Source organism: Arthrobacter sp. SIMBA_036, assembly GCF_046535135.1.
Lineage (GTDB): Bacteria > Actinomycetota > Actinomycetes > Actinomycetales > Micrococcaceae > Arthrobacter.
This window is the reverse complement of the sequence record NZ_JAWRXG010000001.1, coordinates 395,590-422,552: the sequence shown is the minus strand read 5'-3', so window position 1 is coordinate 422,552 and position 26,963 is coordinate 395,590. Positions and strand designations below refer to the sequence as shown.

Here is a 26,963-nt window from a genome sequence, read left to right as displayed (position 1 = left end):
GCGGTGCTGGATCAGCACCGCCGGGATATCTCAGCCGGGATATTTCACATGCACGGCTCAGTCTGCCGGGACAGCCTCGTGGTGGCCTGCCGCACGCAGGGCAGCCCGCAGCTTGACGGCCGTGGCGTCCATGACCGCCGGGTCCGGATTGTGGTCCGCGTTATGCACCTCGAAGTCCGCTGTGGAATAGGCCGGCCACACATGCACGTGCAGGTGGTCCACCTCGAAGCCCTCCATCAGGACGCCTACACGCTTTGCGGAAAACAACTCTTCCTGGACTTTTCCAATGCTCTGGGCCACATCCATGACCTTCCCCAGAAGCTCCGGGCTCGCATGCGTCCAGGAGTCGACTTCTTCCCGGGGCACCACCAGCGTGTGGCCTTGGGTGAGCGGGGCGATGGTCAGGAAGGCCACTACGTCGTTATCCTTCCAAACAAAGCGGCCAGGGATCTCCCCATTGATGATCTTGGTGAACAGCGTGCTCATACGTCCGCCTTCTCCGATGGTTGGTGCAGGGTTGAGGCGTCGAGCACGAAACGGTACTTGACGTCGCCGGCAACCATCCGGTCATACGCCTCGTTCAACTGGTCGGCAGCAACGATTTCAGTCTCGCTGGCCACCCCATGATCGGCACAGAAATCCAACATCTCCTGGGTTTCGGCGATGCCACCTATGAGGGAACCTGCATAGGCGAGCCTGCGCCTGATGAGCAGGCCCGGGCTTACTGGGGGCATGTCCCCGGCGGGCAGCCCGAGCTGGAAGAGCGCGCCGTCCAAGCGAAGCGTGAGGAAGTAGGGATTGAGGTCGTGGGGCGCGGCCACAGTGTCGATGATGACGTCGATGCTGCGGTTCGCTGCAGCCATGGCGTCGGCATCCTTGGACAGGACCACCCGATCAGCTCCCAGCTCACGGGCAGCCTCGATTTTTGACTCCGAGGTGGTGAAGACAGTGACCTCTGCGCCCATGGCCTTGGCGATCTTAACGGCCATGTGGCCCAACCCGCCGAGCCCAACAACGCCTACCGAGTCACCCTCTTCCACTTCGAAATACCGCAACGGCGAAAAGGTGGTAATTCCGGCGCACAGCAGTGGCGCTGCGGCAGCGGGGTCGAGCGCTTCGGGGATGCGAAGCACAAAGCGACGGTCCACTACTACCGACGTCGAATAGCCGCCTTGGGTGACGGCGCCTCCGTTCCGGGGGTCGGCAGCACCGTACGTACCGGTGTTGCCGCGTTCACAATACTGTTCCAGTCCGTCCAGGCAGCTCTCACATTCACGGCAGGAGTCCACCATGCAACCGACGCCCACGCGGTCTCCGGGAGCGAAGTCCTCGACGGCGGCACCGACACGCGTCACACGTCCGACAATCTCGTGCCCCGGAACAAGGGGGTACGTAGGCATACGCCATTCGGCGCGGACCGCGTGCACGTCGGAGTGGCAAAGTCCGCAGAATTCGATGGCGATCTCGACGTCGTCTTCTTTCGGGGCGCGCCGGGCCACCGTCAGCGGAACGAGTCCACTATCTGGAGACGTTCCTCCGTAGGCCGCAGCGAGCGCTTGTGTGCCGGGGGCGGACTCGCTGGTGTCAACAGTGATGGGTTTGGCAAGGGGCGGGGGTACAGGGCGTCCGGGGGTCATGCTTCGACGCTACTCCCGGTTGATGCACCAGTGCCAGTTGAACCGCTGCTCAGCGGAACCTCGTCCACTACGCCGGGTGCGCCAAAGGGCCAGCTTCCAACAACCACAGGGTTCGCAGCATGCTGGGACCACTGCGAGAAGGACCCCGGAAAGAGCGCTGCTTGGAATCCGGCGATTTCAAGGGCGGCAATCTGGTGGGCGGCCGTTACTCCGGAACCGCAATAGACGGCAACGTCGCAGGAACCATCGATCCCCAAATCCGCGAAGGCCGTCCGCAACGCCGGTGCAGGGAGGAACCGGCCGTCCGCGTCGAGATTGAGGGTGGTGGGCGCGCTTACTGCCCCGGGGATGTGGCCGGCCTTGGGATCTATAGGTTCCACTTCGCCCCGGTAGCGCTCACCGGCACGGGCATCGAGCAGCACGCCCTTGCTGTGCCACCGCGATGCCTCTTCCTCGGTGATGACCGGCATTCCGGCGCCCGCGAGATTGACGCTCCCTGGGACCACGTCCCGGTCACCGGTTTCAACACGGAAGCCCGCCGCGCGCCAGGCGGGAAGGCCGCCGTCGAGCAGGTAGACCGACTCCATACCCGCATTCCGCAACATCCACCAAGCACGGGCAGCAGCCATGCTGCCGCTGTTGTCGTACGCCACCACGGTGTCGCCGGCGTTGATGCCCCAGCGGCGCGCGGACGCTTGGAAGCGTTCCTGCGACGGCAAGGGGTGCCGTCCGAGGCCAGGCTGCGCGGGATCGGCCAGCTCGGTGGGCAGGTCAACGTAAACGGCCCCTGGAAGGTGGCCTGCGAGGTATTCGTCATGGCCGTCGGCGCGGCCCAAGACCCAGCGGACGTCCAAGAGTACGGTCCGCTCCCCTGCTGCGAGGCGGCGGTGGACTTCAGCGGCGTCCATCAGGGTGGTCATGGGTCTCCTCCACTTCGGCGGTTAATAGTCAGCGTCCCCGGTCAGGAAACTGTGTTCGGGCCGCCGATTTCCAGCCTAGGCTTATCCGGTGAGCAAATCGTGTATTCAGGACAGAGCGTGGGCCAACAAGGCGATCGGCAAGATCGAAGCTGAAAACAACCGCTCTGCGGACACACACCTCTACGCCGTCCCGTTGCCCGAGCATTGGGGCGTGCAACTGTACCTGAAGGACGAGTCGACGCACCGCTCCGGTAGCCTCAAGCATCGCTTGGCGCGTTCGTTGTTCCTGTACGGCATCGTCAACGGCTGGATCACGGAAGGGACCACCATCGTGGAGGCCTCCAGCGGAAGTACCGCGGTCTCCGAGGCATACTTTGCCCGGCTCCTTGGTCTGCCGTATATCGCCGTCATGACCAAGACCACCAGCCCGGAGAAGATCGCGCTGATCGAGGACTTCGGCGGTTCCTGCTTGTTCGTGGACCACGCCTCAGAGGTGTACGCAGTTGCTGAGGAAACAGCCCGGACGGCTGGCGGGCACTACATGGACCAGTTCACCTACGCCGAACGCGCCACGGACTGGCGCGGGAACAACAACATCGCCGAATCAATCTTCGAACAACTCGCCATGGAAGAACACCCTGTCCCGGAGTGGATCGTCGTGGGCGCCGGCACCGGCGGTACCAGCGCGACCATTGGCCGGTACCTGCGGTACAACCGCCATAGCACCAGGCTCGCTGTTGTGGATCCGGAAAACTCAGCCTTCTATCCGGCATGGCGTGACGGCAATGCTGCCGCAGTCAGCGGCTTACCGTCGCGTATTGAAGGCATCGGACGGCCGCGGTCCGAACCAAGCTTCGTGCCGGCGGTCATCGACCACATGATCCAGGTACCGGACGCGGCGTCGATAGCTGCAATGCGCCACCTGCGGAAATTCACCGGCATCCACGCCGGCCCCTCCACCGGCACCAACCTCTGGGGCGTCTGGCAACTGGTGGCCCAAATGGTGGCCGAGGGGCGGAGGGGCAGCATCGTTTCGCTCATTTGCGACGCCGGCGTCCGTTACGCAGGAAGCTATAACGACGCCGGTTGGCTCGCCGCGCATGGACTGGACCCCGTGCCCTACGAGGCAGTCCTGGACCAGTTCCACGACACCGGTGTGTGGCCTGTTTAGACGTCCACGCTTCCGCCGGGAGCAATCGACTCGTAGCTCGTGCCATAGCGGGAGCCGATGCGCGCCACGTGTGCCTCGACGGCTCCCCTACCCAACTCGTTGAGCAGCCCATCATGGACGGGGAAGGCTCGAGGTGCCCTGACGGAGACCACAAAGTCCACTACCTCGGACACTTTGGACCATGGCGCGTGAATGGGTACCAGCAGCGTCTTGACCTGGATTCCATCGGGCACCACGAAAGAATCGCCGGGGTGGAACACGTTGCTGTCCACGAGGTATCCAACGTTGGCCACCACAGGAATCTGGGCATGGATCAGGGCATGCTGGCCCCCGTAGGTGCGCACGTTGAAGCCGCCGGCATCAAACTCCGTACCGGGCTCTGCGGTGTGGACACGGGCAGCGACAGCCTCATCCGAACCAGCGTCTTCGCGCAATGAAGCCGCTACGCCAGCGGGAGCATGGACCTCCAGCGTTGTGTTCTCGCGCAAGGCGGCAATCACTGCGGGGCGGTCTATATGGTCGTTGTGCTCGTGCGTAACCAGTACCGCGTGTGCCCCTGCCAGGGCCTCCTTCGACTCGGAAAATGTCCCTGGGTCAATGACCAGGACATGTCCTTCCTTCTCCAGGCGGACACAGGCGTGGGTGTATTTGGTGAGCTTCATGTGCACAGCCTAGGGACGCTTCCTGACAGTTTCCAGACCGCTCCTGCTGGTAAAATCGGGGTTCACAGTATTCGGCGTTTGCCAGTTCGGCGTTTGCCGGTTTTCGGGAAGTGAGTCCTCCAATGCCACACGGCACCCATTCCGCCACGGGCGGGCCCACAGTGCCGGTGGCCGCAGCTGCCAAGGAGCAGCGCGTCACCAAGCAACGCCTGGCCGTCAGCGCCGCATTGGACGAGCTGGATGACTTCGTCAGCACCCAGGAGCTCTACAGGTTGCTGCAGAACAAAGGCATTTCGGTGTCGCTGGCTACGTCCTACCGCATCCTTCAATCATTGGCCGACGACGGTCTCATCGACGTTCTCAGGAACAGCGAAGGCGAAGCCGTATACCGGCGCTGCGCGGTCACCGGCCACCACCATCACCTGCTCTGTCGCAACTGTGGGAAGGCCGTGGAAGTAGAAGCGCCCGCCGTCGAAACGTGGGCGGCCCGGACGGCGGCCGAACATGGCTTCACTGAAGTTGCGCACACGGTTGAGATCTTTGGGCTCTGCCCGGAGTGCTCGGCGAAAAAGGCGGCTGGGGAACTTTAGGCCGCTGCTGTGGGCAAGTCCCGGGAAACCCGGCCGTTAAGTCCCCGGTTCGCCCGCGCCTTCCCGATCACTCGGCACACCACGTAGGTAAGGAAAGACAACGTTGTCACGTAAGGACTGATGGGTATCCTGCTGCCCAGTGCCAGCAAGATGCCGCCCACGGTCGCCGTCGTGGCGAAGACCACGCTGAGCAGTACCACCAGTTTCGGTGAGGTGGTCACCCTCAGTGCCGCTGCGGCAGGGGTGATCAGCAAGGCCAACACCAGCAGGGCTCCCACAATCTGGATGGACAACGCAACGCTGATCCCCAGCAGGACCATGAATCCGATGGCGAGGGCCCGCACAGGGACACCCCGGGCCTCCGCCATCTCCGGGTCCACGCTGGCAAAGTTCAACGGCCGCCAAATGGCCGTGAGCGCGATCATCACGATCAGGGCGGTGACCACGAGCGCTTGCAGTTGAACGGTGTCAACGGACACGATCTGCCCGGTCAGCAGGCCGAATTTGTTAGCTGCCCGCCCCTCGTACAAGGCCAGGAACAGGATGCCCAAGCCCAGCCCAAAGGGCATGATGACGCCGATGATCGAGTTTTTGTCCCTCGCGCGCACGCCCATGAATCCGAGGAGGACTGCTGCGGCCACGGAGCCGATCAGGGAACCCAGGATGATGTCAGCACCGATCAACAGGGCGAAGGCGGCACCGGCGAAGGAAAGTTCCGAAATGCCGTGGACGGCGAAAGCCAGGTCGCGTTTCATCACGAAGGTCCCCATCAGGCCCCCAAGAAGCCCCAGGACCGCTCCGGCCCATAGGGAGTTCTGGACCAGGCCCAGCAGCTCCCCGTAGTCCTCGAAGTTGAACACCGTGTGCAGGATGCTGTTGAAATCCATCTAGAGCCCTTCCGCCGCGTGCGCGTCGTCATGGAAGTGCGTGGTGGCGTCCGGAAGCCCGACGACGACGATCCTTCCGTTTGCGTGGATGACCTCCACGTGGCTGCCGTAGAGATCGGACAAAACCTCGGTGGTCATGACTTCATGGGGCGGCCCCACCCTGAACCGGCCGCCTGCCAAATAGAGGACCCTGTCCACATAATCCATGATCGGGTTGATCTCGTGCGTCACGAAAACTACTGCACTGTTGCGTTCGTGACATTCCCTGTTGATCAAGGAACTGACGGCTTGTTGGTGGTGCAAGTCCAAAGACAGGAGCGGTTCGTCACAGAGCAGCACTTGCGGCTCGGACGCCAGTGCCTGGGCCACCCTCAGCCTTTGCTGCTCCCCACCTGAGAGCTGCCCTACCGGCACCTTGGCGTAGTCGCTCGCTCCCACGAGCTCAAGCAGTTCATCGATGCGGCGATTGGTCTTTCCGGCTGCCACCCGCAGGCCCCAACGGTGCCCGTCGAGGCCGAGGCCCACCAAGTCCCTGGCCCGCAAGGGAGTGTCCGGGGCGAAGGATTTCTGCTGCGGGATGTAGCCGATGCTCCTGCTTCCCCGCTCCACCGGATGGCCAGCCAGTGAAACCGTGCCCGCATGGAGTTCCTGAAGGCCCAGCAGGACTTTCAGGAAGCTCGTCTTGCCGCTCCCATTAGGGCCGAGAACTGCCAGGAACTCGCCGGGGTTGATGTCAAGGTCAAGGTCCCGCCACAAGGTCCTCTTTCCGAACTGCAGGCAGGCTCCGCGCAGGCTCACGGCCGGCGTCGAAAGTTGTCCGGTCATGGCAGGGCTACTTTCCAAGTGCGGCCGTCAGGGATTCCACGTTCTCAGTCATCCACTGAACATAGCCCTTGCCGTCGGGAAGCGTTTCGGAAAAGTTCACAACAGGTATCCCGGCAGCCTCCGCAGCCTGCTTGACCGCTTGGGTTTGCGGGCCCTCGGTCTGGTCGTTGTAAGCCAACAACCGGACACCTTTGTTCGCCATGAGGCCAGTGGTTTCCTTCATCACGGAGGCTGGGACGTCCGTGCCCTCTTCCACCGCGGCACTGAATGCTGCGGGGGTTTTGTTCTCCAAACCTGCGGCTTCCAAGAGATACAGCGGAACCGGTTCGGTGATCGCCACGGGCGCGTGGTTGTAGCGCTTTTCCAGGACCGAGAGTTTTCCCGAGAGTCCTGCCAGTTTGGCTTTGAACGCAGCCGAGTTGGCTGTAAATGCCGATGCCGATGCTGGGTCAAGCTTCCCCAGCTTGGCAGCTACGGCATCGGCGAGCTTGCTCATGGAACCGATGTTGTACCAAACGTGCTCATTGAATCCGTTGGTGTGCCCGTGGCCATCGTCTGCAGATGCGGCCGCGGACGGCGTCGTCGTCTCCAGGCCGGAGACGTCGACGGCCTTGACCACGTGATCGGAACTGATCTTGGTCTCGTCCGCAATCTTCTGGACGAAGTCGTCGTATCCGCCGCCGTTCTCCACCACGAGGCCAGCCTTGGAGAGGGCCAGCTTATCCTGCGCGCTGGCCTCATAAGAGTGCGGATCCTGGCTGGTCTTGGTGATGAGGGCCTTCACGTTGACCCTGTCGCCTCCGATCGCCTGGACGATGTCGCCGTAGACGTTGGTGGAGGTCACGACGTCCACCATTCCCGGGCTGGACTGGGCCGCTCCACTGGCATTCCCCGAACAGGAACTGAGCATGAGGGCTGCCAGGCCGGCAGCGGCAACGATGGACAGGTGGGCGGCTGGGCGTCGCACAGAACCTCGGATCTACTCACAATGAGAATCAAACACGTTTACTGACGTTCCGAGTCTAGCCCTAAATGGGAATGATTCCTATTTAGGGCCAGACGGGCTAAGCCTCGGGAACGCCGTAGCGCCTGATCCCGGTCGCCTGGGTGGCATCCCGGATCTCTCCGACGAGTTGCTCGATGACATCTTCGAGGAACAGCACTCCTTGCGTTGCCCCGCCCGGGCCCACAACGCGGGCCAGGTGGGAGCCGGTGCGTTGCATGACTGACATCGCCCGCTCGATTTCATCCTCCGGAGAAAGATTGGCCAGGGACCGGATGCGGCCCTCGGCAATGGGGTGCCTCCTGCCCTCCTCAGGGATGGACAGGATGTCCTTGACGTGCAGGTAACCGGCGAGTTCGCCGTCGTCGTCCACCATAGGGAAACGCGAGAAGCCGGTCCGGCTGACGGCCTTCTCCACATCGATGGGAGTCGAGGCCGTCCTCAGGACCACCAGGTCCTGCAGCGGCACCATGATGTGGGCCGCCGTGTGTTCGGAGAACTCCAAGGCGCCGCTAAGCAGCCCTGCGTCGTCATCCACCAAGCCGTGGCGCGTGGACTCCTGGACGATGGACTGCACTTCTTCCAGGGTGAACGAGGACGCAACCTCATCCTTGGGTTCGATTTTCATCAACCGCAGGATGTGGTTTGCCAGCCAGTTCAACGACCAAATGACGGGTTTAACGAAGCGGCCGATCCACATCAGAGGGGGCGCCAACATCAACGCGGCCTTGTCCGCCAAGGACACTGAGATGTTCTTGGGCACCATCTCGCCGAACGTCACGTGCATGAACGTGACAAAGAGCAGCGCGATCGCAAAAGCAATGACGTCGGCCAGCTCGACAGGGACGCCCACAAGCTCCAACGGTGCCGCCAGCAGATGGTGGATAGCAGGTTCAGCCACTTGGAGGATGAGCAGGGAACAAACCGTGATGCCCAACTGGGCACAGGCCAGCATCAAGGAAACGTTTTCCATGGCCACAAGAGTGGTTTGCGCCCTCTTGGAACCAGCCAAGGCCAACGGCTCAATCTGGCTCCGGCGTGCCGACATCACCGCAAATTCAGCACTCACGAAAAAGGCGTTGCCGAGCAACAGGACTACCAGCCAAAAAATTCCGGCCCAGTCGTTCATGCCGCACCTTCTTGTGGATCGGCGTCGCGGCCTTCTGAAGGCGGCGGATCTTCCTGCTCGATGTGGTGGAAGCAAATACGGTCGATACGCCGGCCGTCCATCCGCGTGACCGCGAGTGTGCCGCCGTCGACCTCCACGACGTCCCCGACCTTGGCGATACGCCCCAGCCGGCTCATGACGTAACCGCCAACGGTCTCATAAGCGGAGTCGTCCGGAACGGTGAGATTGGGTATCTGTTCGGACACCTCATCCGGCCGCAGAAGCCCGGGAAAATACCAGTCCCCCGACGCGCTCTGGAGCACACCCGGGCGGACCTTGTCGTGCTCGTCTGCCACCTCGCCGACGATCTCCTCCACCAAGTCCTCCAACGTGGCGATACCTGCGGTTCCGCCGTATTCATCAAGCACGACGGCGAGTTGCAAGTTACCTTCGCGAAGTTCAGACAACAGCGCATCGAGGTGAATCGTCTCCGGAACCCGGAGTACCTCGGTCATGATGGCCCCGGCTTCGAGCTTTCCTCGACGTTCGGCCGGAACTGCGACGGCCTTTTTGATGTGGACCACGCCACGGATGTCATCCGCGGAATCGCCGATGACCGGGAAACGGGAATAGCCGGTACGTCGTGCGGCGTTCAGGATCTCCGCAACCGGCTCGTCGGCGTCGATCGTTTCCATCCGGATGCGGGGCGTCATGACGTCAGCAGCTGAACGCCCGGAGAAGTTAAGGGTGCGGGCGACGAACGTTGCCGTCCCGGCGTCGAGCGTTCCCATTTCTGCCGAACGCCGCACGAGTGAGGCAAGCTCCGCAGGCGTCCGTGCACCCGAAATCTCTTCCTTGGCCTCCAGGCCGAAGAGGTTCAAAACCCTGTTCGAGAATCCGTTCAGGACCACGATGGCAGGCTTGAAGACGGCAGTGAACACGAGCTGCGGACGCGCCAAGCGCTTGCCCAAAGGGAACGCAAGGGCAATCGCCATGTTCTTGGGGACCAACTCACCCAAGAGCATGGACAGCAGTGTGGCAATGGCCATGGCGACCACGAGGGCAATGGAACGTGCCGCCTCGGGAGTGAGGCCCAGCAGCGCAAGGGGGCCCGTCAGCAGTTGGCCCACGGAAGGCTCCATGACGAAACCGGTCAACAGGGTGGTCAAGGTAATGCCGAGCTGGCAGCTGGAAAGCTGGGTGGAGAGGGATTTAAGGCACCTGAGCAGGGGAGCCGCAGCCTCGTCACCGTTGTCTACCGCACGCTGTACGCTCGCTTGGTCAAGTGCGACCAGGGAGAATTCGACGGCCACAAAGAATCCGGTGCCAATAATCAAGGCAAAGCCGGCCAGAAGGAGGAACCACTCCACTTAGCGCACCCCACCGGATTCTTGGGCGGTCATCGGCAGGGATATTGTCTGCGCCGCGGCGAAGGGCGGCGCGTTGTGATGGGCATGTGAACGGGTGTTGCCGGCACGGGGGGCACGCTGCGCGGAGGTGCCCCGAAGGCTCCCCCGACAGTACCCAGGCCGGCACCTAGATTTACTGTCCATAAGGATTTCAGTCTACAGTCCGGGCGCTCCGGCACCCACGAAGTAGGCCAGCATCCGGTGGCTCGCTACCAATACGAGCCCCAAATTTGGATAGACGCATGATTTAGATCACCACTATTGGCAGATAACCAAAGATCGTAACTAGACTGTCATGGGTCTGAGTTCGCGGGACCCGGACCCTGGCGCACGGTTGTGGAAGAGCAATTTTGGCCAGCGGGAAAATAACACTCATGGAAGAGGCGTATTTCAAGTGCCAGAGCAGCCAAGCCACCGTCTACCCGAGGAATTTGGCGGAAACGAGTGGCTCGTTGACGAACTGTACGAGCGGTACCAGCAGGACAAGAAATCGGTCGATAGCAAATGGTGGCCGCTCTTCGAATCCTTCGCTGCCGCAGACGGCCCTTCCTCCAACGGAACCTCCGCAGCTCCAGCAGCTGCCAACCCGACCACCCAAGTGCTTCCCGTGGTAACTCCGGCTGCAGCTCCCCCGGCCGCTCCCAGCCAACCGGCCGCAGCACCGTCGGCTGCCGCTGCCACACCGGCCGCTGCTCCCAGCCAACCAGCCGCCGCGCCGGCGTCGGAGAAGAAGGCACCCGCCACCGCCGCCAAGGACGGAGCACGCCAACCCGCAAGCGCCAACGCCCCGGCTCCGGCCCCGATCCCGGCGCAGCTTCCCAAAAACACCAAAGCGCCCACCGCGCCCGAGGAAGATGTTGTTTCCGTCCTCCGGGGTCCTGCGAAAGCCATCGCCACCAACATGGTGACCAGCCTCGAGGTTCCCACCGCCACAAGCGTCCGGGCAATTCCGGCGAAGCTGCTCATTGATAACCGCGTGGTCATCAACTCAAACCTCGCCCGCGCCCGCGGCGGCAAGGTTTCCTTCACGCACCTGATCGGCTACGCCGTCATTCGCGCGCTCTCCCAGTTCCCCTCGATGAATGTCTATTACGACGAAATCGACGGCAAGCCCAGCGCTGTCCAGCCGGCTCACGTCAACTTCGGTATCGCCATTGACATGCCGAAGCCCGATGGCACCCGCCTCCTGATGGTTCCGAACATCAAGAAGGCCGAGACCATGGACTTCGCCGAGTTCTGGCACACCTACGAGGACCTCATCAAGCGCGCCCGCAATGGCAAGCTGACCGCGGACGACCACGCCGGCACTACCGTCTCCCTGACCAACCCCGGCGGGATCGGCACGGTTCACTCAGTGCCCCGCCTGTCCAAGGGGCAGGCGGCCATCATCGGCGTCGGCGCCCTTGACTACCCGGCAGAGTTCCAGGGTGCCAGTGAGAAAATCATCGCCCAGAACGCCATCAGCAAGATCCTCACACTGACCTCCACTTATGATCACCGCGTGATTCAGGGGGCAGGCAGTGGCGAGTTCCTCAAGCTCGTCCACCAGTTGTTGCTGGGTGCGCAGAACTTCTACGACGAGATCTTCGAAGCCCTCCGCATTCCTTACGAGCCCGTCCGCTGGAGCCCCGATCTGCAGGTGGACCCCGCTGACGAGATCAACAAGGTAGCCCGGATCCAGCAGCTGATCCACTCCTACCGGGTACGCGGCCACTTGATGGCTGACACCGACCCCTTGGAGTACGTCCAGCGCAAGCACCCCGACCTCGACGTCCTGACCTACGGCCTGACCCTGTGGGACCTCGACCGCGAATGGCCCACCGGTGGCTTCGGCGGCAAGCCGATGCTGAAGTTCCGTGACATCCTCGGCGTACTGCGTGATGCCTACTGCAGGACCACGGGCATTGAGTACATGCACATCCAGGAGCCTGCAGAACGCAAGTGGTTCCAGGACCAGCTCGAACACCCGTACTCCAAGCCAAGCCGCGAAGAGCAACTCCGCATCGTCTCCAAGCTCAACGCAGCGGAGGCCTTCGAGACCTTCCTGCAGACCAAGTTCGTGGGCCAGAAGCGCTTCTCGCTCGAGGGCGGCGAATCCCTGATCCCGCTGCTCGACGCCGTCATCTCTGACGCCGCGGACGACGGGCTGGATGAAGTTGCCATCGGCATGGCACACCGTGGCCGCCTTAACGTGCTGACCAACATCGCCGGCAAGACGTATGCACAGGTGTTCCGTGAATTCGAAGGCACCCAGGACCCGCGTTCGGTTCAGGGCTCGGGCGACGTCAAGTACCACTTGGGCACCGAGGGCACCTTCACCTCGGACAACGGAAACCAGACCAAGGTCTACCTGGCCGCGAACCCCTCCCACCTTGAAGCAGTGGACTCCGTCCTTGAAGGCATCGTCCGTGCCAAGCAGGACCGCCTGGACCAGGGCGAGTCCTTCCCGGTGCTTCCCATCATGGTTCACGGAGACGCTGCGTTCGCCGGTCAGGGCGTTGTCGCTGAGACCCTGAACCTCTCACAGCTTCGTGGCTACCGCACCGGCGGCACCATCCACGTCATCGTCAACAACCAGGTTGGCTTCACCACGGCGCCGTCGTCCTCCCGTTCATCCACCTACTCCACGGACGTCGCCAAGATGATCCAGGCACCGGTCTTCCACGTGAATGGCGATGACCCCGAGGCGGTAGTCCGCGTTGCACAGCTCGCCTACGAGTTCCGTCAGCGTTTCCACAAGGACGTCGTTATCGACATGGTTTGCTACCGTCGTCGTGGCCACAACGAGGGCGACGACCCCTCGATGACCCAGCCGCTGATGTACAACCTGATCGAAGCGAAGCGTTCGGTCCGCAAGCTGTACACAGAGTCACTGATCGGCCGTGGAGACATCACGGAAGAAGAAGCCGAGCAGCTGCTCCGCGATTACCAGGAACGCTTGGAGCGGGTCTTTGCCGAGACACACGCAGCCCAGACCTCGCCGATTCCGATCATCACGGGAGACTCGGCGGCTGTCTCGGATATTGAGCGCCCCATCGCCCAGCAGGCCGATTTTGGCACCAACTCGCCTTCTTCCACGGCCATTTCCGCCGAGACGCTCGCGCGCATCGGCAAAGCCCACTTGGAGATTCCGGAAGGTTTCACCGTGCACTCCAAGCTCAAGCAGCTCCTGGAGAAGCGTGAGCAGATGTCCCGTGAGGGTGGCATCGACTGGGGCTTCGGCGAAATTGCTGCCTTTGGCTCCCTCATCATGGAAGGCGTCCCGGTACGCCTTGCCGGGCAGGACTCTCGCCGCGGCACCTTCGTTCAGCGCCATGCCGTGTTCCATGACCGCGCCAACGGCAATGAATGGCTGCCCCTGGGCAACCTCTCAGATGACCAAGCCAAACTGTGGATCTACGACTCCCTGCTGTCCGAATACGCTGCCATGGGCTTCGAATACGGCTACTCGGTAGAGCGTCCGGATGCATTGGTCCTGTGGGAAGCGCAGTTCGGTGACTTCGTCAACGGTGCCCAGACCATCATCGATGAGTTCATCTCTTCGGCTGAACAGAAGTGGGGCCAGCGTTCCTCACTGGTGCTCATGCTGCCCCACGGCTACGAAGGACAGGGTCCGGACCACTCCTCGGCACGCATCGAACGCTTCCTCCAGATGTGCGCCGAAGACAACATGATCGTGGCCAACCCCACCACCGCGGCTTCGCATTTCCACCTGTTGCGCCGCCAGGCTTACAGCCGCCCGCGCAAGCCGTTGATCATCTTCACGCCAAAGCAGCTGCTCCGCCTCAAGGGTGCCGCATCCGCCGTCGAAGATTTCACCAACGGTGGATTCAGGCCGGTCATTGCCGATCCCGAGGTGCAGCCCGCGAACGTGGAGCGGGTCATCCTGGTATCGGGCCGCTTGTACTACGACCTCTTGTCCAACCGACAGAAGTCCGGCGACACGTCCACCGCGATCATCCGGGTGGAGCAGCTGTACCCGCTGCCAAAGGCCGAGATCGACGCCGAGCTGGCCAAGTACCCGAACGCGGACATCGTGTGGGCACAGGACGAGCCTGCCAACCAGGGCCCTTGGCCGTTCATGGGCTTGAACTTGGCTCCCGAGCTCGATCGCAAGCTTCGCTTGGTGTCGCGTCCGGCGTCGGCGTCCACTGCTGCGGGGTCCATGAAGCGGCACGCCGCTGAACAGGATGCCCTGATCAAGCAGGCATTCGACCACAAGTAAAAACGAGACTGCCCGGCCGGAGGAGCGATGAGCGCGCCTCAGGCCGGGCAGTTCTGTTTAATGGGACAGGTACCCGGCTCAGGCTTGGGTGGTGATCCCGGGATCGCGCAAGGACCGTAACGAGGGTGAAGAGGTAACCGTGGAAGACAGGAAGCTGCGCATCGCAGCTGTAGGAGATGAACTGCTGGCGGGCTTGGGCGATCCCCGTGCCTTGGGTTGGCTCGGGCGAGTACTGGCCCGTACACCCCAGGATTCTGTTGTCGTGGAGAGCTTTTCCCTCCCCTGCCCCATGGAAGGAACCGAAGGCCTCGCCGCGCGATGGCAGGATGAAGCCGGACGGCGGTTCAGCGACAGACACGAGAACCGATTGGTGATCGGCCTCTCCGGCCGCGATGTCGAGTTCGGTTTGTCCACTGCCCGGAGCCGGTTGAACTTGGCAAACATCCTCGACGGCGCGTCGCACAGCAGTGTGGAAGTCTTCGTGGTGGGTCCCCCGCCCACGTTGGATCCTGCACGGAACAAGCGGCTCGCGGAACTTAACACCGCCTTCGCCGATGTCACCACCAGGCGCAACCACCATTACGTGGATACGTTCTCGCCATTACTCAACCATGAGCAATGGCGGACGGATCTGGCTGCCAACGGCGGAACGCCAGGCCAGGCCGGCTATGGCTTGATTGCCTGGCTCGTGCTGCACCGAGGCTGGTTCCAGTGGCTCAATATCGCCCAACCGGAATAGCACGCTGGCGTCTTTCGACCTGCGGTAAGTGCCTAAGCGCGGCAGGCCAACCACCGCCGGTTCGCGGCGCAGCACCCGGGTGTGCGAAACTGGAGGGCAGCTTTATTGAGTATCAATCCTTGAAGGAGGCCAGCTATGAGCAAGCGTGCACGTAAGCGTCGTGACCGTAAGCGCGGCGGCGCGAACCACGGCAAGCGTCCCAACACCTAAGCCAACGGCTTAGCGTCTCAGGCTTAAAGCAAGAGCCCCGGAACCATACGGTTTCCGGGGCTCTTGACGTTTAGGCGGGAAGTGCGGGCTAAGCATCCACTGATTTGATGGAGTGGATCCTATCCAGAATGGAGTTTTTCAAGTTCTCCGGCGCCGACTCCGTGCACGAACGCTTGACCATGGTGCGAATGAGGCACTCGAGGTCGTACTGCTCGGCGCACTCGGCGCATGTGTCCAGATGCTGCTTGATCTCCCCGAGATCCTCGCGGGTCAATGCACCGTCGAGGTACTCGTAGATCCGCTGCATGCGGGTATCATCGCAATCGCCCAATCCCTGGCAGTCGCTCATTGCTCTTTCTCCTGATTGTTGCTTCCGGTCGCGGCCTGATCTTCGGTTTGGGCCCTGAAGCCCCGTTCGGCGGCGTAGTCCGCCAGCATGTCCCGCAGCATCTTCCTGCCGCGGTGCAAGCGCGACATCACCGTGCCGATCGGGGTATTCATGATCTCTGAAATCTGCTTGTACGCATATCCTTCGACGTCGGCGAAATAGACGGCGAGGCGGAATTCCTCCGGAATCGACCGAAGGGCGTTTTTCACGTCTGAATCCGGCAAATGATCCAAGGCTTCGACTTCGGCTGACCGCAAGCCTGCCGAGGTGTGCGATTCAGCCTTGGCCAGTTGCCAATCTTCGATCGTGTCCGAATTGGACTGCAGCGGCTCGCGCTGCCGCTTCCTGTAAAGATTGATATAGGTGTTGGTGAGGATGCGGTACAACCAGGCCTTGAGGTTGGTCCCTGGCTTGTACTGGTGGAAAGCGGAAAATGCCTTGGTGTAAGCCTCCTGGACCAGGTCCTCGGCGTCCGACGGGTTGCGGGCCATCCTCATCGCTGCCGAATACAACTGATCCACGTACTGCATGGCGTCACGTTCGAAGCGCGCCCGGCGTTGTTCGGGGCTTTCCATGGCGACGTCGACCGCCGCGGAGCCCTCTTGGGAAGGCTCGACTGCAGAGTTGTCTTCCGACGACGAGTCGGCTGCTTCATAGGTGGCCGCTGCGGCCGGTTCAATGGTGCTCATCGATGCCAAGTCTACTGTCAGCTGCGGAGAAACCGGCTGACGCATGTACACCTGCTCCGGAAGCACCACGCGGTCCTTAACCAAAGTCAAAAAACCAACTCCATTCACCAAGGCGGCAACACCACGCCGCAGTCCGGTCTTCACCGCACCTGATGATCACAACCGCGTGGGCTGGGTAAATATTCCTCAAAGGTGCAAGACTAGAGCGGACTGCACCCCATGAACACACCACTCATCGAACCGTGTGGCACGCCACCCAGGAGGCAAGATATGTCTGTTATCCGTTTTCTCGCTCGGCCTATGCTCGCGTCCAGCTTCGTCATCGCCGGCCTGGACAAGCTCAAGAACGCGGACGACACCGCCAAGCAACTCTCGCCCATTCTTCGCCGGGCATCAGAGTCCCTGCCCTTCAAAGCCAACGAGAAGACCCTCGCACGGGTTCTCGGGGGCGCCCAGCTCGGCGCCGGAGCGCTGCTGGGACTTGGCAAGGTCTCCCGCTTTGCCGCGACCCTTTTGGCTGTGACGTCGGCGCTTAACTCCTACGTCGAATGGCGTTCGGCGGACATCAGCACCAAAGAAGGACGCAGCGCCCGCAAGTCACAGCTTTTGCGCAACGTGTCCTTGACCGGCGGGGCCCTCCTGGCGTCCGTAGACACAGCGGGACGTCCAGGCTTGGCTTGGCGTGCAGGGCACGCGGCAGCCGATGCCCGGAAAGCCACCGGCAAGCAGTTCAAGCGCACAGACAAGGCTGTCCGTCGAGTCGTTGACAACGCAGTTGGAGCATAAGGAAGCATGACCGGCACCACATCCGCTAAATCCGATACAACGAACCCGGACGCAACCGGCGTCGGCGTGGCTGACGCCGGAACCTCGAAAGCTTCCGCAGAACTTCCGCTCTGGCCGGCTCCTTTTGCAAAACGGCCTGTGGATGCGACGGTGACCGTGCCGGGTTCGAAGTCCCTCACCAACCGGTTCTTGGTGTTGGCGGCATTGGCGGATGGTCCGTCGAGGTTACGCTCTCCCCTGCATTCCCGGGACTCCGCCCTCATGATCCAGGCCCTCCGGCAGTTGGGTGCCGTAGTCACCGAAGTACCGGGCGACGGCGACTACGGCCCTGACCTCGAGGTCACGCCGATGGATCCCGCAACGGCTGCCGCCTCACGCGCCGTCGACTGCGGTTTGGCCGGAACCGTGATGCGGTTTGTGCCACCCCTGGCCGCACTTCGCGCGGGCCAGACCGTATTCGACGGCGATCCCCATGCCCGCAAGCGGCCCATGGAAACCATCATCGAAGCACTTGCTGCCCTTGGCGTGCAGGTAGCCCCTGTGGAGGGCCGGACGCCGTCGGCACTGCCGTTTACGGTGGAAGGCACTGGTGAGGTCCGCGGCGGTCACTTGGTCATCGATGCCAGCGCCTCATCACAATTCGTCTCGGCATTGCTGTTGGTAGGTGCGCGATTCACGGAGGGCCTGCACCTTGAGCACGTCGGAAAGCCCGTGCCCAGCCTTGACCACGTCGCGATGACCGTCGAGGTCCTGCGGAGTGTGGGAGTGACCGTGGATGATTCCGTGCCCAACCACTGGCGCGTCTCGCCGGGCAGCATCCAGGCGTTTGACCGGCGGATCGAACAAGACCTCTCCAATGCCGGCCCCTTCCTGGCAGCGGCGTTGGCCACAGGGGGAACCGTCCGGGTTCCCAATTGGCCCGCGGGTACCACCCAAGTCGGCGACCAATGGCGTTCCATCCTCGCATCCATGGGTGCGACCGTATCCCTCCACGACGGAACTTTGACCGTCACCGGCGGCCCCCGGATCCTCGGCGTGGACCTGCACGAAACCAGCGAGCTCGCCCCCACGGTGGCCGCGCTCTGCGCCCTTGCAAGCACCCCCTCCCGCTTGACGGGTATCGCGCACCTCCGTGGGCACGAAACAGATCGGTTGGCTGCCCTTGTGGCTGAAATCAACCGCGTGGGCGGTGACGCAGAGGAAACATCGGACGGGCTCATCATCCGGCCCGCCCCTTTGCACGGCGGAATTGTCCACAGCTACGCGGACCACCGTATGGCCACCGCCGGTGCCATCCTCGGGCTCGCCGTCGAGGACATCCAGGTGGAGGACATCGCCACAACATCCAAGACGATGCCCGAATTCCCCACGATGTGGGCCGCGATGCTTGAGTCTGCTGGTTCGAACGGGGCCAGCAACTGACTATGGGCCGCGATGCACGCTCTTGGGACGAGTCCGATGTCCGGATCCGTCCCAACAAAAAAGGTTCAAGGCCCCGGACGAAAGACCGTCCCAGCCACGATGACGCGGTCATCGGCAGGATCATCACGGTGGACCGGGGACGGTATACCTCGATCGTTGGTGAAGACACCCCTGAGGAACGCATCGTCATCGCCGCCCGCGCGCGGGAGCTCCGCCGCAACCCGGTAGTGCCAGGGGATTTTGTCGCCTTGGTGGGCGACGTGTCCGGGCTGCCGGACACCCTGGCCAGGCTGGTTCGCGTCGAGGAGCGCAAAACCCTACTGCGCCGCAGCGCCGACGACACCGACCCCATCGAACGGGTAGTGGTGGCCAACGCCGACCAGTTGGTGGTGGTGGTCGCCGCGGCCAACCCAGAGCCCCGTACCGGGTTTATCGACCGCGCCCTGGTAGCTGCGTACGACGCCGGGATCGAGCCGCTGCTGCTGATCACCAAGGCAGACGTCAAGGACCCGACTGAACTTCTGGCCAACTACGTGAGCCTTGGCTTTCCGGTCATCATCAGCAAGACGGCGGACTCGGCTGCCGGAGGCATCGACGCACGGTCTGACGACGGATTGTCTGCCCGCTTGGACAGGAACGCCGTGTCCGAGCTGAGGACCCACCTCCACGGCAAGGTGACGGTGATGCTGGGTCACTCGGGCGTAGGCAAATCCACCATGGTCAACGCGTTGACGGGCGCTGAGCGTGCCACCGGCGGGGTGAATGCAGTCACGGGCCGGGGCAGGCACACGTCGTCGTCAGCCCTGGCGCTGCGGCTCAGCGACGCTCCTTCCGGCAGTTGGATCATCGACACCCCCGGCATCCGCTCTTTCGGGCTGGCCCACGTGGACCCGAACCGGATACTGCACTCCTTCCCGGACCTGGAACCGGGTACTGAGGCCTGTGAGCGGGGCTGCAAGCATGATGCGACAGCCATCAACTGCGGCCTCGACCCATGGGTTAGCGAAGGCAATGCCGGACCTTCGGGTCCGGCCCGTTTGTCCTCCCTTCGCCGCCTGTTGGGCGCAGACCCCCGGTTGGAAGCGAAAGAAGCCAAGGAACTCGGTACCGTCAACTAATCCCGCCCGAGTCCGTCACGGCATCCCGGCGAGAGGACCCGTTTCAGGATAGTTTGGTGGCATGACCCAACCCGTCTCCACCTACAACGACGACCTGCGCCTTGCGCACGTCCTCGCGGATTCCGTCGACTCCCAGACAATGTCCCGCTTCAAGGCCCTGGACCTGAAAGTCGAAACCAAGCCCGATCTCACGCCCGTCACGGACGCCGATAAGGCCGCTGAGGAAGCTATCCGCGGCCAACTGTCGCGCTCCCGCCCGCGTGATGCGGTTTTGGGCGAAGAATTCGGCAGCAGCGGCCATGGATCGCGCCGTTGGATCATCGATCCAATCGACGGGACCAAGAATTTTGTCCGCGGCGTGCCGGTCTGGGCAACGTTGATCGCCCTGGTGGATGAGGGGGAACCGGTAGTTGGCGTCGTCAGCGCACCGGCACTCGGCAAGCGTTGGTGGGCCGCAAAAGATATGGGTGCTTACATGGGGCGCTCCCTGGCAGCTGCCACGCGCCTGAAGGTTTCCAACGTTTCACGACTGGCCGACGCCTCCATGTCGTACTCGAGTCTGTCCGGATGGAAAGAGCGAGGCAACCTTGATGAGTTCCTTGGGTTGACCGAGGAGGTTTGGCGCACCCGCGCTTACGGCGACTTTTGGTCCTATTGTCTGGTAGCGGAGGGCGCCGTTGATATCGCCTGCGAACCGGAATTGAACCTTTACGATATGGCAGCGCTCGTTCCGATCGTTACCGAGGCCGGAGGTCGCTTCACCTCCTTGGAAGGTGAGGACGGGCCCTTTGGCGGCAACGCGTTAGCCACCAACTCGATCCTGCATTCGGAGGTCCTCAAAACGCTGAACCCGGCTCTGGACGATCTCCTCTAGCGAGCGCTCATTACCGGAGTACGTTCCGGCGGTAGCACACGGCTTTGACCAAATATTCGACGGCGGGCGCCCCACTTAGCGGGCGTCCGCCGTCGTAATATTCGCCGTTCGTCCCATTTTTCGTCCTAAACGTAACAAAGCGCTTAACAATTGCGGTGGCTTTGTCAGCCCTGCGCGGGGTGCCCTAGCCTAGAGAGAGGTCACGAGTGCCAGCGCAAAACCCCGGTTTGCTGGCCGGCAACCCTCCATTCGCGGTGGGGTGCCCCGGGTGACGACCTGGCCGGTCCGGAACGGATTCGGCAAGCGCGACCCCAACCGGGGTCCCTCTTGAGTGAGGTCCCATGAGTACTGTCACGTTAAATCCCGCAGCCCCATCCAACACCCCAGCTGGCAACGTCCTCGCAGCCCGCCCCCTCGCCGCAGTCACAGGGGCAGAATTGCAGGCGCCGCTGATTCAGGGCGGCCACGCACGGTATGCAAACCTGGACTACGGCGCCTCTGCGCCGGCCTTGACGGTTGTCTCGGCCTATCTCAATGAGATTCTGCCGTACTATGCCAGCGTCCACCGGGGCGCCGGCTACGCCTCCCAGATCAGCACTTCGGTCTACGAGAACTCCCGGAACGTGGTCCGAGAATTCGTTGGCGGACGCCCGGACGATTCCGTCATCTTCACGCGCAACACCACAGATTCCTTAAACCTGCTGGCAGGCTGCCTTCCACAAGTGGATGGTGAATTCGTTGGGGAAGTCCTCTACCTCGACATAGAACACCACGCCAATTTGCTCCCATGGCAAGGTGTTCCGCACCGCAGTGTCGTTGCCGAGGCAACGCTTGCGGCCACCGTGGACAAGCTCCGGAACGAGCTCAGCCAGGGAGGGGTATCGCTGCTTGCCGTGACGGGCGCATCGAACGTGACCGGCGAGATCCTTCCCGTCGCGAAACTTGCGGATCTTGCCCATGAACACGGCGCCAGGATTGTGGTTGATGCTGCCCAACTGGCTCCGCACCGGCGCATAAACATCACCCAAGCGGATGTGGACTACCTTGTGTTCTCCGGTCACAAGCTTTATGCGCCTTTTGGGGCAGGCGTTGTGGTGGGCCGTCCTGATTGGCTCGACGCCGGAACACCTCACCTCGCAGGTGGCGGGGCGGTACGCGAAGCCCGGTTGGATTCGGTCAGTTGGGCCACCGGTCCGGCACGCCACGAAGGCGGCTCCCCCAATGTCTTGGGCGCTGCCACGCTCGCCCGTGCAACGCAGGTGTTAGCGGACCTGGACCAAGACGCATGGCACGCCCATGAGGCAGCAATCCGCTCATACCTCATAGAGGGGCTGGAAGGCATCGATGGCGTCACCGTGCATCGGATCTTCAGTGATTCCGAGGACACCATCGGCGTCGTCAATTTCTCCGTGGAAGGGTTCGACGCCGGACTTGTGGCAGCATTCTTGGCCGCCGAGCACGGCGTCGGCCTACGCGACGGCAGGTTCTGCGCGCACCCGCTGCTCAAGCGCCTCGGCCTGCCCTCCGGGTCCCTTCGCGCAAGCTTCGGCGTCGGCTCCCGGCTCGAGGATGCCGCGCGGCTCCTTGCCGGGATCAGGGAACTCAAACGCAACGGCCTTGGCTGGGACTACGTGGTTGACGAAGGCCGGTGGATTCCCGCGAACGACCACCGGACCTACCCCGAATGGGCACCCAACACTCCGGGAACCGCGGGCGCTGCACCCTGCAGCGTTGACTGAGCCGGTTCCGTGACTGAGCCGGTTCCGTTGACTGAGCCGGTTCCGGGGCACGGACCGTCCTAGGGTAAATTCGTAGGGTACTTTTACATCCTGTGAAGGAGATAGGCGTGGCCGTGCTTCACACCGGCGCTACCGGCGGCTCAGTTGGTCCTGCCGGGCCGGGCGGCCCGAAGCTCGCCGCCGCCCGCCGGCAGGAGATGGGCTTGAGCTTCCAGGACGGCGGCGAACATTATGATCGTGTTCGTCCCGGCTATCCGCAGGACGCGCTCCAGTGGTTGCTTCCCGAAGGGGCAGGAACGGCGGCAGATATCGGCGCCGGTACGGGGAAGTTCACTGCGCTCCTCTTGGAACGCGGGCTGGACGTCGTCGCGGTGGATCCCTCGGCTGACATGCTCCACCAACTCCGGAAATCGCATCCCTCGGTCACAGCAGTGGAAGGAACCGCCGAGGCGACAGGGCTGGCGGACTCAACATTCGACGTCGTCAGCGTTGCCCAAGCCTGGCACTGGTGTGACCCTATTGCGGCCAGTGCGGAGATCGCCAGGATTTTGCGGCCGCAGGGGGTCTTGGGGTTGGTCTGGAACCAGTTGGACACGTCTGTCCCTTGGGTCCACCGGCTTTCCCGGATCATGCACGCCGGAGACGTTCACAAACCCGGATTTCGGCCCGTGATCGGGCCGCAATTTGCTGGTCTCGAAAGCCATCTGACCATGTGGGAGGACAGGGTGACGCCGGAAGACATCATGGAGTTGACCAAGTCACGCAGCTATTACCTTCGCGCTGGCGCTGCCACCCGTGCAAAGGTGATGGCCAACCTTGAGTGGTACCTTTACGAGCACCTGGGCCACCGGCGGGAAGAGACGTTACCGCTGCCGTACCTCACCCACTCGTGGCGGGCGCACAGGCTGGACAGCACGCGACCGCTGTAGGCTGGATGCGTGAAGACCAGTGCGCCCTCCTCCTCGATCGAGGACTATGTCAAGGTGGTCTATTCCTACACGGAGTGGCAGGACACCCCCATCACTTCCTCGCAGCTCGCGCTGCGTCTGGGCGTGGCCAACTCCTCAGTCTCGGAAATGGTCCGGAAGCTCAAAGACCAAGGCCTGGTGGACCACCAGCCTTACAGTGCGATCACTCTAACGCCGCAAGGCACGCGCTTGGCCTTATCAATGGTTCGCCGGCATCGGCTCATTGAGACATACCTGGTGGAGGAGCTCGGGTACAGCTGGGACGAAGTACACGACGAAGCCGAACTGCTGGAGCACGCGGTGTCGGATACCTTTATTGAGCGCATGTCCGCCAAGCTGGGCCACCCTTCGCGGGATCCGCACGGTGACCCGATTCCGGGGCCGGACGGCTCCGTTGAACTCCCCTCTGCCATGCGAATGATCGAACTAGACCATGGGCATACGGGCCGTATCACCAGGATCAGCGATGAGAACCCCGATCTGCTGCGTTACCTGGCAGCCGAGGGGATCACCTTGGACGCACGCGTCGAAGTGGTGGGAAGAAAACCCTTCGGTGGCGCTATGGTGGTGCGCATCGGTGACGGCGCGCAGCGGTCCGAGTTCGATTTGGCAGATGAGGTAACCTCGGCCCTCTGGGTCCAAAGCCTTGAGCCACACGAAGGATGCGTTCTTCCCGCTCGCTGAGCGCTGCCGACGTCGGACGTCCGGCGCTCAGGCGGCAGCGGCGTCACCGCCGTCGGCAGTCACCGGACCGGGAGCTGGGTTTCGTATCCCGACGGCGGAAGCCGCAGCTCCCACGAAGAACAGCACGGCAGTCACAACCAACGCGTTGAGGAGGCCCTGCCGCGTGAAGACCGGCCCCACAATGAGTCCGGCGAAAGCGATACAGATCAATCCTGCAATGCGGGCCACCGCGTTGTTCACGGCCGAGCTTATTCCTGCCTCTTCCGAAGGCACAGCGCCGAGGATCGCCGCCGTCAGCGGAGCCACAAGGGTTGCCAAACCGACGCCGAAGACTATCTGTCCCGGGAGGACCTGGGTCCAGTAATTGAGTGGTTCCTGAACCGACAAACACAAGAGGAAGCCGATACCGCACAACACGGGGCCGGCGGTCATGAACCACCGCGGGCCATATTTTCCGGCCAGCCCGCCGAAATAGGATGCAGTGAGCATCAGGATGACCGTGCCCGGGAGCAGAGCGATGCCGGCCACTGTGGCCTTCAGGCCGCCCACCTGCTGGAGGTAGATGCCCAGCACGAAGAAACCGAGGGAAATGGCGCCATAAATAGCCAAGGTGGCGAGGTTTCCCCAGCCGAAGTTCCGGATAGCGAAGAGCCTCAGGGGCAGCATCGGGTCGGTTGTTCTCCCTTCATGGACCAGGAAGAACGCCAATGCTATGGCTCCCACCAGGAGCGGCCCCCACACCTGCCAGCTCCCCCATCCCAAACGGCCCTGTTCAATGAACGCATACACAGGGCCGCCCAGTCCGATCATCGCCAAGACTGCGCCCGTGTAGTCGATTCCCGTGTGTTTGTCCCGTGCGGTATCCGATGCCCGGAGTCGAACGAGCACGGGCCAGATGGCAGCCGCAGGAATGACGTTGATGAAGAAAATGACCCGCCAAGACACCAAGTCCACGGAGACCCCGCCGATCAGGGGTGCCACGATGGCTGCCGCGCTGGTCCACCCCGACCATTGACCAATTGCTTTCGATTGAGCGGGCCCGGCAAAGGAGGTGATGATCATGGCCAGCGAACTGGGAACCAGAAGGGCGCCGGCGATTCCTTGCAGTGCCCGGGAAATCACAAGGACTTCACCGTTCCATGCAAAGCCGCACATCATGGATGTCAGGGCGAAGCCCCCCAAACCCCATTCAAGAATTCGCGCCCTCCCGAAATGGTCAGAGAGGGAACCGGCCACGAGGATCAGCGACCCCAAGGACAGCAGGTAAGCGTCCACAACCCATTGCTGAATGACTAAGCCGCCCCCCAGCTCCCGGCCAATCGCGGGTAAAGCGAGGTTGACCACAAAACCGTCCAGGATGGCTATGAATGAGGCCACAATTGCCACGACGAGTACGCGCTTTTGGAGCGGGGTCCTCGGCAGCACGGCCGCTGCGTCTGTCATGTGCACAGCCTACGCCGCCGCAGTCCCGTATCGTTGGATGGTGATTAGCAGACGTGACGCCGCTTTGGCCCTCGACATACCCATGGAAATGGCCCAGCGCCACGGCATCCCCTCCAGGCTTACCGAGGCTGAGCTGCGGGATCTTCAGGACAATCCCCCGGCTTGGTTGGTGCAGTCACGTGCCAACCGTACCGGCAAGCGGCCGGTCTGGGTCCAGTTAACCTGTGCCGTGTGTGGCTACTCAGAGGCCGCACGCCCTAAAAAGTGGTGGCCTGAATTTTCCTTTGTGTTCTGCGGCCATCACCGCAACAGTGAACTGCCCGAGCTGTTCCGCGGCGAAGTGCGCAGTGAATATGAGGGCATCGGTAGCCGTTTCGTCGGCGTCGTGGACGTTCCTGAAAGCCGGGCCTAGCCGATCGGGCCCATCTCTGACGGAACAGCTACAAGTTGCAGGTTCCTGCCGTCCCGCAGCACAGTTAGCGGGAACGGCTCGCCGATTGCGTCTTCAAACAGAAGCTTCTGAAGGCTCTCTGCGCTTGACACCGCCCGGCCTTGGGCGCGGAGTACGAGGTCGCCCGGCTGGAGTCCGGAGAGTTCCGCCGGAGAATTGGGAATCACCTCAACCACCCGCAAGCCCTCCTTCTGGCCGGTCCGAACCACCGCGCTGGCATCCAGCGGTATAGGGGTGCTCACCAGACCAAGGTATGCGCGGCGCACCCGGCCATCCTTCAGCAACGAGGCAATAATCCGTTGTGTTGTTGAATTGATCGGCACCGCCAGTCCCAGCCCGAGGCCAGCGACGGCGGTATTGATCCCGACGATGCGGCCCCGCGTGTCGGCCAATGCTCCGCCTGAGTTTCCCGGGTTCAAGGCGGCGTCAGTTTGGATGACGTCCTCAATGACCCGCCTGTGCTCTCCTGCCCGCACCGGGATCGATCGACCCAAGCCGCTCACTACTCCGGCTGTCACCGATCCGGCGAGCCCGAGAGGGTTGCCTACGGCGATTACCAACTGGCCGACCCGCAAAGTGTCGGCGTTTCCCAGGAATGCCGGCGGTGGAGTGGCTTTGTGGCCACGGAGCACTGCAAGGTCGGACAGAGGGTCCGCTCCCACAAGCTCCACATCTGTGTGCTTCCCGTCGGCGAACACGGCCCGGCCGGATCGGGTGCCGGCGACCACGTGTGCATTGGTCAACAGGAACCCGTCGTTCGTAAAGACGACACCGGAGCCGCTTCCTACGCGCATCTCCCCGCGGCGGCCAACCCTGGTCATCTCGATCGCCGCGACGTGGGGGGTTACAGTCTCTGCCACACGAATGACTATGCGGGAATACGCGTCCAAAGCGAGATCGTCGTCCTGCTCCGGCTCTGTGAACTCCGGCTCCACGCTCATCACATTTCTCCTGCCACCGTTGGCCAAGCCGCCGGGTCTTTGTCGGCCTGCGCTTACCCAGTACAACGATCACG

At 62.6% G+C, this 26,963-nt stretch carries 26 protein-coding genes and 1 riboswitch; of the genes, 13 read left to right on the top strand and 13 right to left on the bottom strand.

Features of this window, described 5'->3' with window-relative positions; genetic code table 11:
• Positions 1-57: 57 nt before the first annotated feature.
• Genes SB659_RS01955 through SB659_RS01945 form a run of 3 tightly spaced genes read right to left on the bottom strand, consistent with a single transcriptional unit; the run spans position 58 to position 2,557 of the window.
• Positions 58-486: an HIT family protein gene (locus SB659_RS01955; protein ID WP_410549311.1), complete on the bottom strand. Its 429-nt coding sequence runs from the start codon at positions 484-486 to the stop codon at positions 58-60.
• Positions 483-1,637 (bottom strand): NAD(P)-dependent alcohol dehydrogenase, encoded by a 1,155-nt coding sequence (locus SB659_RS01950; RefSeq protein WP_410549310.1) that lies wholly within the window; start codon positions 1,635-1,637, stop codon positions 483-485. Before SB659_RS01950 ends, SB659_RS01955 begins: the two co-directional genes overlap by 4 nt.
• Positions 1,634-2,557 carry a sulfurtransferase gene (locus SB659_RS01945; RefSeq protein ID WP_410549309.1) on the bottom strand — a complete coding sequence of 308 codons (924 nt, stop codon included), beginning with the start codon at positions 2,555-2,557 and terminating at the stop codon, positions 1,634-1,636. Before SB659_RS01945 ends, SB659_RS01950 begins: the two co-directional genes overlap by 4 nt.
• 88 nt (positions 2,558-2,645) lie before the next feature.
• On the opposite strand from SB659_RS01945, the gene SB659_RS01940 reads away from it, so the two are divergent.
• Positions 2,646-3,728 carry a PLP-dependent cysteine synthase family protein gene (locus SB659_RS01940; protein WP_410549308.1) on the top strand — a complete coding sequence of 361 codons (1,083 nt, stop codon included), beginning with the start codon at positions 2,646-2,648 and terminating at the stop codon, positions 3,726-3,728.
• On the opposite strand, the gene SB659_RS01935 is transcribed toward SB659_RS01940, so the two are convergent.
• Positions 3,725-4,390: an MBL fold metallo-hydrolase gene (locus SB659_RS01935; RefSeq protein ID WP_410549307.1), complete on the bottom strand. Its 666-nt coding sequence runs from the start codon at positions 4,388-4,390 to the stop codon at positions 3,725-3,727. The genes SB659_RS01940 and SB659_RS01935 overlap by 4 nt on opposite strands.
• Positions 4,391-4,512: 122 nt before the next feature.
• On the opposite strand from SB659_RS01935, the gene SB659_RS01930 reads away from it, so the two are divergent.
• Positions 4,513-4,980, top strand: coding sequence for a Fur family transcriptional regulator (locus SB659_RS01930; protein WP_284975326.1), 468 nt, complete (start codon positions 4,513-4,515; stop codon positions 4,978-4,980).
• Here the strand turns inward: SB659_RS01930 and SB659_RS01925 are convergent.
• The 5 genes from SB659_RS01925 to SB659_RS01905 form a co-directional block, all read right to left on the bottom strand.
• Positions 4,977-5,867, bottom strand: a complete 891-nt coding sequence (locus SB659_RS01925) for a metal ABC transporter permease (protein WP_410549306.1) — start codon at positions 5,865-5,867, stop codon at positions 4,977-4,979. The genes SB659_RS01930 and SB659_RS01925 overlap by 4 nt on opposite strands.
• The gene (locus tag SB659_RS01920) at positions 5,868-6,692 is read right to left on the bottom strand and encodes a metal ABC transporter ATP-binding protein (RefSeq protein WP_410549305.1); all 825 of its coding nucleotides are present in this window, start codon (positions 6,690-6,692) and stop codon (positions 5,868-5,870) included. It lies immediately after the preceding gene.
• 7 nt (positions 6,693-6,699) lie between these two features.
• Positions 6,700-7,659 (bottom strand): metal ABC transporter solute-binding protein, Zn/Mn family, encoded by a 960-nt coding sequence (locus tag SB659_RS01915; RefSeq protein WP_410549304.1) that lies wholly within the window; start codon positions 7,657-7,659, stop codon positions 6,700-6,702.
• Positions 7,660-7,756: 97 nt separating this feature from the next.
• A complete protein-coding gene (locus SB659_RS01910; protein WP_410549303.1) occupies positions 7,757-8,824 on the bottom strand; it encodes a hemolysin family protein in 1,068 nt (355 codons plus the stop codon).
• Positions 8,821-10,173, bottom strand: coding sequence for a hemolysin family protein (locus SB659_RS01905; protein ID WP_284979709.1), 1,353 nt, complete (start codon positions 10,171-10,173; stop codon positions 8,821-8,823). The genes SB659_RS01910 and SB659_RS01905 overlap by 4 nt, the downstream gene beginning before the upstream one ends.
• 433 nt (positions 10,174-10,606) lie before the next feature.
• On the opposite strand from SB659_RS01905, the gene SB659_RS01900 reads away from it, so the two are divergent.
• From SB659_RS01900 to SB659_RS01890, 3 genes are all read left to right on the top strand, one after another.
• On the top strand, positions 10,607-14,437 hold the full coding sequence (locus tag SB659_RS01900) for a multifunctional oxoglutarate decarboxylase/oxoglutarate dehydrogenase thiamine pyrophosphate-binding subunit/dihydrolipoyllysine-residue succinyltransferase subunit (RefSeq protein ID WP_410549302.1): 3,831 nt from the start codon (positions 10,607-10,609) through the stop codon (positions 14,435-14,437).
• 139 nt (positions 14,438-14,576) lie between these two features.
• Entirely contained in the window at positions 14,577-15,176 is a 600-nt protein-coding gene (locus tag SB659_RS01895; protein WP_284975409.1) for a GDSL-type esterase/lipase family protein, read from the top strand.
• 135 nt (positions 15,177-15,311) lie between these two features.
• On the top strand, positions 15,312-15,386 hold the full coding sequence (locus tag SB659_RS01890) for a 50S ribosomal protein bL37 (protein WP_369299106.1): 75 nt from the start codon (positions 15,312-15,314) through the stop codon (positions 15,384-15,386).
• 88 nt (positions 15,387-15,474) lie between these two features.
• Here SB659_RS01890 and rsrA read toward each other — a convergent pair whose 3' ends face one another.
• Positions 15,475-15,735, bottom strand: a complete 261-nt coding sequence (gene rsrA, locus SB659_RS01885) for a mycothiol system anti-sigma-R factor (protein WP_284975319.1) — start codon at positions 15,733-15,735, stop codon at positions 15,475-15,477.
• Positions 15,732-16,553: a sigma-70 family RNA polymerase sigma factor gene (locus SB659_RS01880; RefSeq protein ID WP_410549301.1), complete on the bottom strand. Its 822-nt coding sequence runs from the start codon at positions 16,551-16,553 to the stop codon at positions 15,732-15,734. The genes rsrA and SB659_RS01880 overlap by 4 nt, the downstream gene beginning before the upstream one ends.
• 180 nt (positions 16,554-16,733) lie before the next feature.
• Between SB659_RS01880 and SB659_RS01875 the strand changes: the two genes are divergently transcribed.
• The 7 genes from SB659_RS01875 (at position 16,734) to SB659_RS01845 (ending at position 24,054) form a co-directional block, all read left to right on the top strand.
• Complete coding sequence (locus SB659_RS01875; protein WP_284975317.1) at positions 16,734-17,249, top strand: DoxX family membrane protein; 516 nt, start codon at positions 16,734-16,736, stop codon at positions 17,247-17,249.
• A gap of 6 nt (positions 17,250-17,255) precedes the next feature.
• Positions 17,256-18,671 (top strand): 3-phosphoshikimate 1-carboxyvinyltransferase, encoded by a 1,416-nt coding sequence (aroA, locus tag SB659_RS01870; protein ID WP_410549300.1) that lies wholly within the window; start codon positions 17,256-17,258, stop codon positions 18,669-18,671.
• A 2-nt stretch (positions 18,672-18,673) separates the two neighbouring features.
• Entirely contained in the window at positions 18,674-19,789 is a 1,116-nt protein-coding gene (locus tag SB659_RS01865) for a ribosome small subunit-dependent GTPase A (RefSeq protein ID WP_284979713.1), read from the top strand.
• Between the two features lie 61 nt (positions 19,790-19,850).
• Positions 19,851-20,663 (top strand): histidinol-phosphatase, encoded by an 813-nt coding sequence (hisN, locus tag SB659_RS01860; RefSeq protein WP_284975314.1) that lies wholly within the window; start codon positions 19,851-19,853, stop codon positions 20,661-20,663.
• A 198-nt stretch (positions 20,664-20,861) separates the two neighbouring features.
• A riboswitch (SAM riboswitch) is annotated at positions 20,862-20,975 on the top strand.
• Between the two features lie 29 nt (positions 20,976-21,004).
• The gene (locus SB659_RS01855; RefSeq protein ID WP_410549299.1) at positions 21,005-22,402 is read left to right on the top strand and encodes an aminotransferase class V-fold PLP-dependent enzyme; all 1,398 of its coding nucleotides are present in this window, start codon (positions 21,005-21,007) and stop codon (positions 22,400-22,402) included.
• Between the two features lie 197 nt (positions 22,403-22,599).
• Positions 22,600-23,331 carry a class I SAM-dependent methyltransferase gene (locus tag SB659_RS01850; protein ID WP_410549406.1) on the top strand — a complete coding sequence of 244 codons (732 nt, stop codon included), beginning with the start codon at positions 22,600-22,602 and terminating at the stop codon, positions 23,329-23,331.
• Between the two features lie 9 nt (positions 23,332-23,340).
• Positions 23,341-24,054, top strand: coding sequence for a metal-dependent transcriptional regulator (locus tag SB659_RS01845; protein WP_284979715.1), 714 nt, complete (start codon positions 23,341-23,343; stop codon positions 24,052-24,054).
• 27 nt (positions 24,055-24,081) lie between these two features.
• Here SB659_RS01845 and SB659_RS01840 read toward each other — a convergent pair whose 3' ends face one another.
• The gene (locus SB659_RS01840; RefSeq protein WP_410549298.1) at positions 24,082-25,503 is read right to left on the bottom strand and encodes an MFS transporter; all 1,422 of its coding nucleotides are present in this window, start codon (positions 25,501-25,503) and stop codon (positions 24,082-24,084) included.
• A gap of 31 nt (positions 25,504-25,534) precedes the next feature.
• Here SB659_RS01840 and SB659_RS01835 point away from each other — a divergent pair, with 31 nt between their 5' ends.
• Positions 25,535-25,909, top strand: coding sequence for a hypothetical protein (locus SB659_RS01835; protein WP_410549297.1), 375 nt, complete (start codon positions 25,535-25,537; stop codon positions 25,907-25,909).
• On the opposite strand, the gene SB659_RS01830 is transcribed toward SB659_RS01835, so the two are convergent.
• The gene (locus tag SB659_RS01830; protein WP_410549296.1) at positions 25,906-26,889 is read right to left on the bottom strand and encodes a S1C family serine protease; all 984 of its coding nucleotides are present in this window, start codon (positions 26,887-26,889) and stop codon (positions 25,906-25,908) included. The two genes, SB659_RS01835 and SB659_RS01830, sit on opposite strands and share 4 nt — an antisense overlap.
• Positions 26,890-26,963 lie beyond the last annotated feature (74 nt).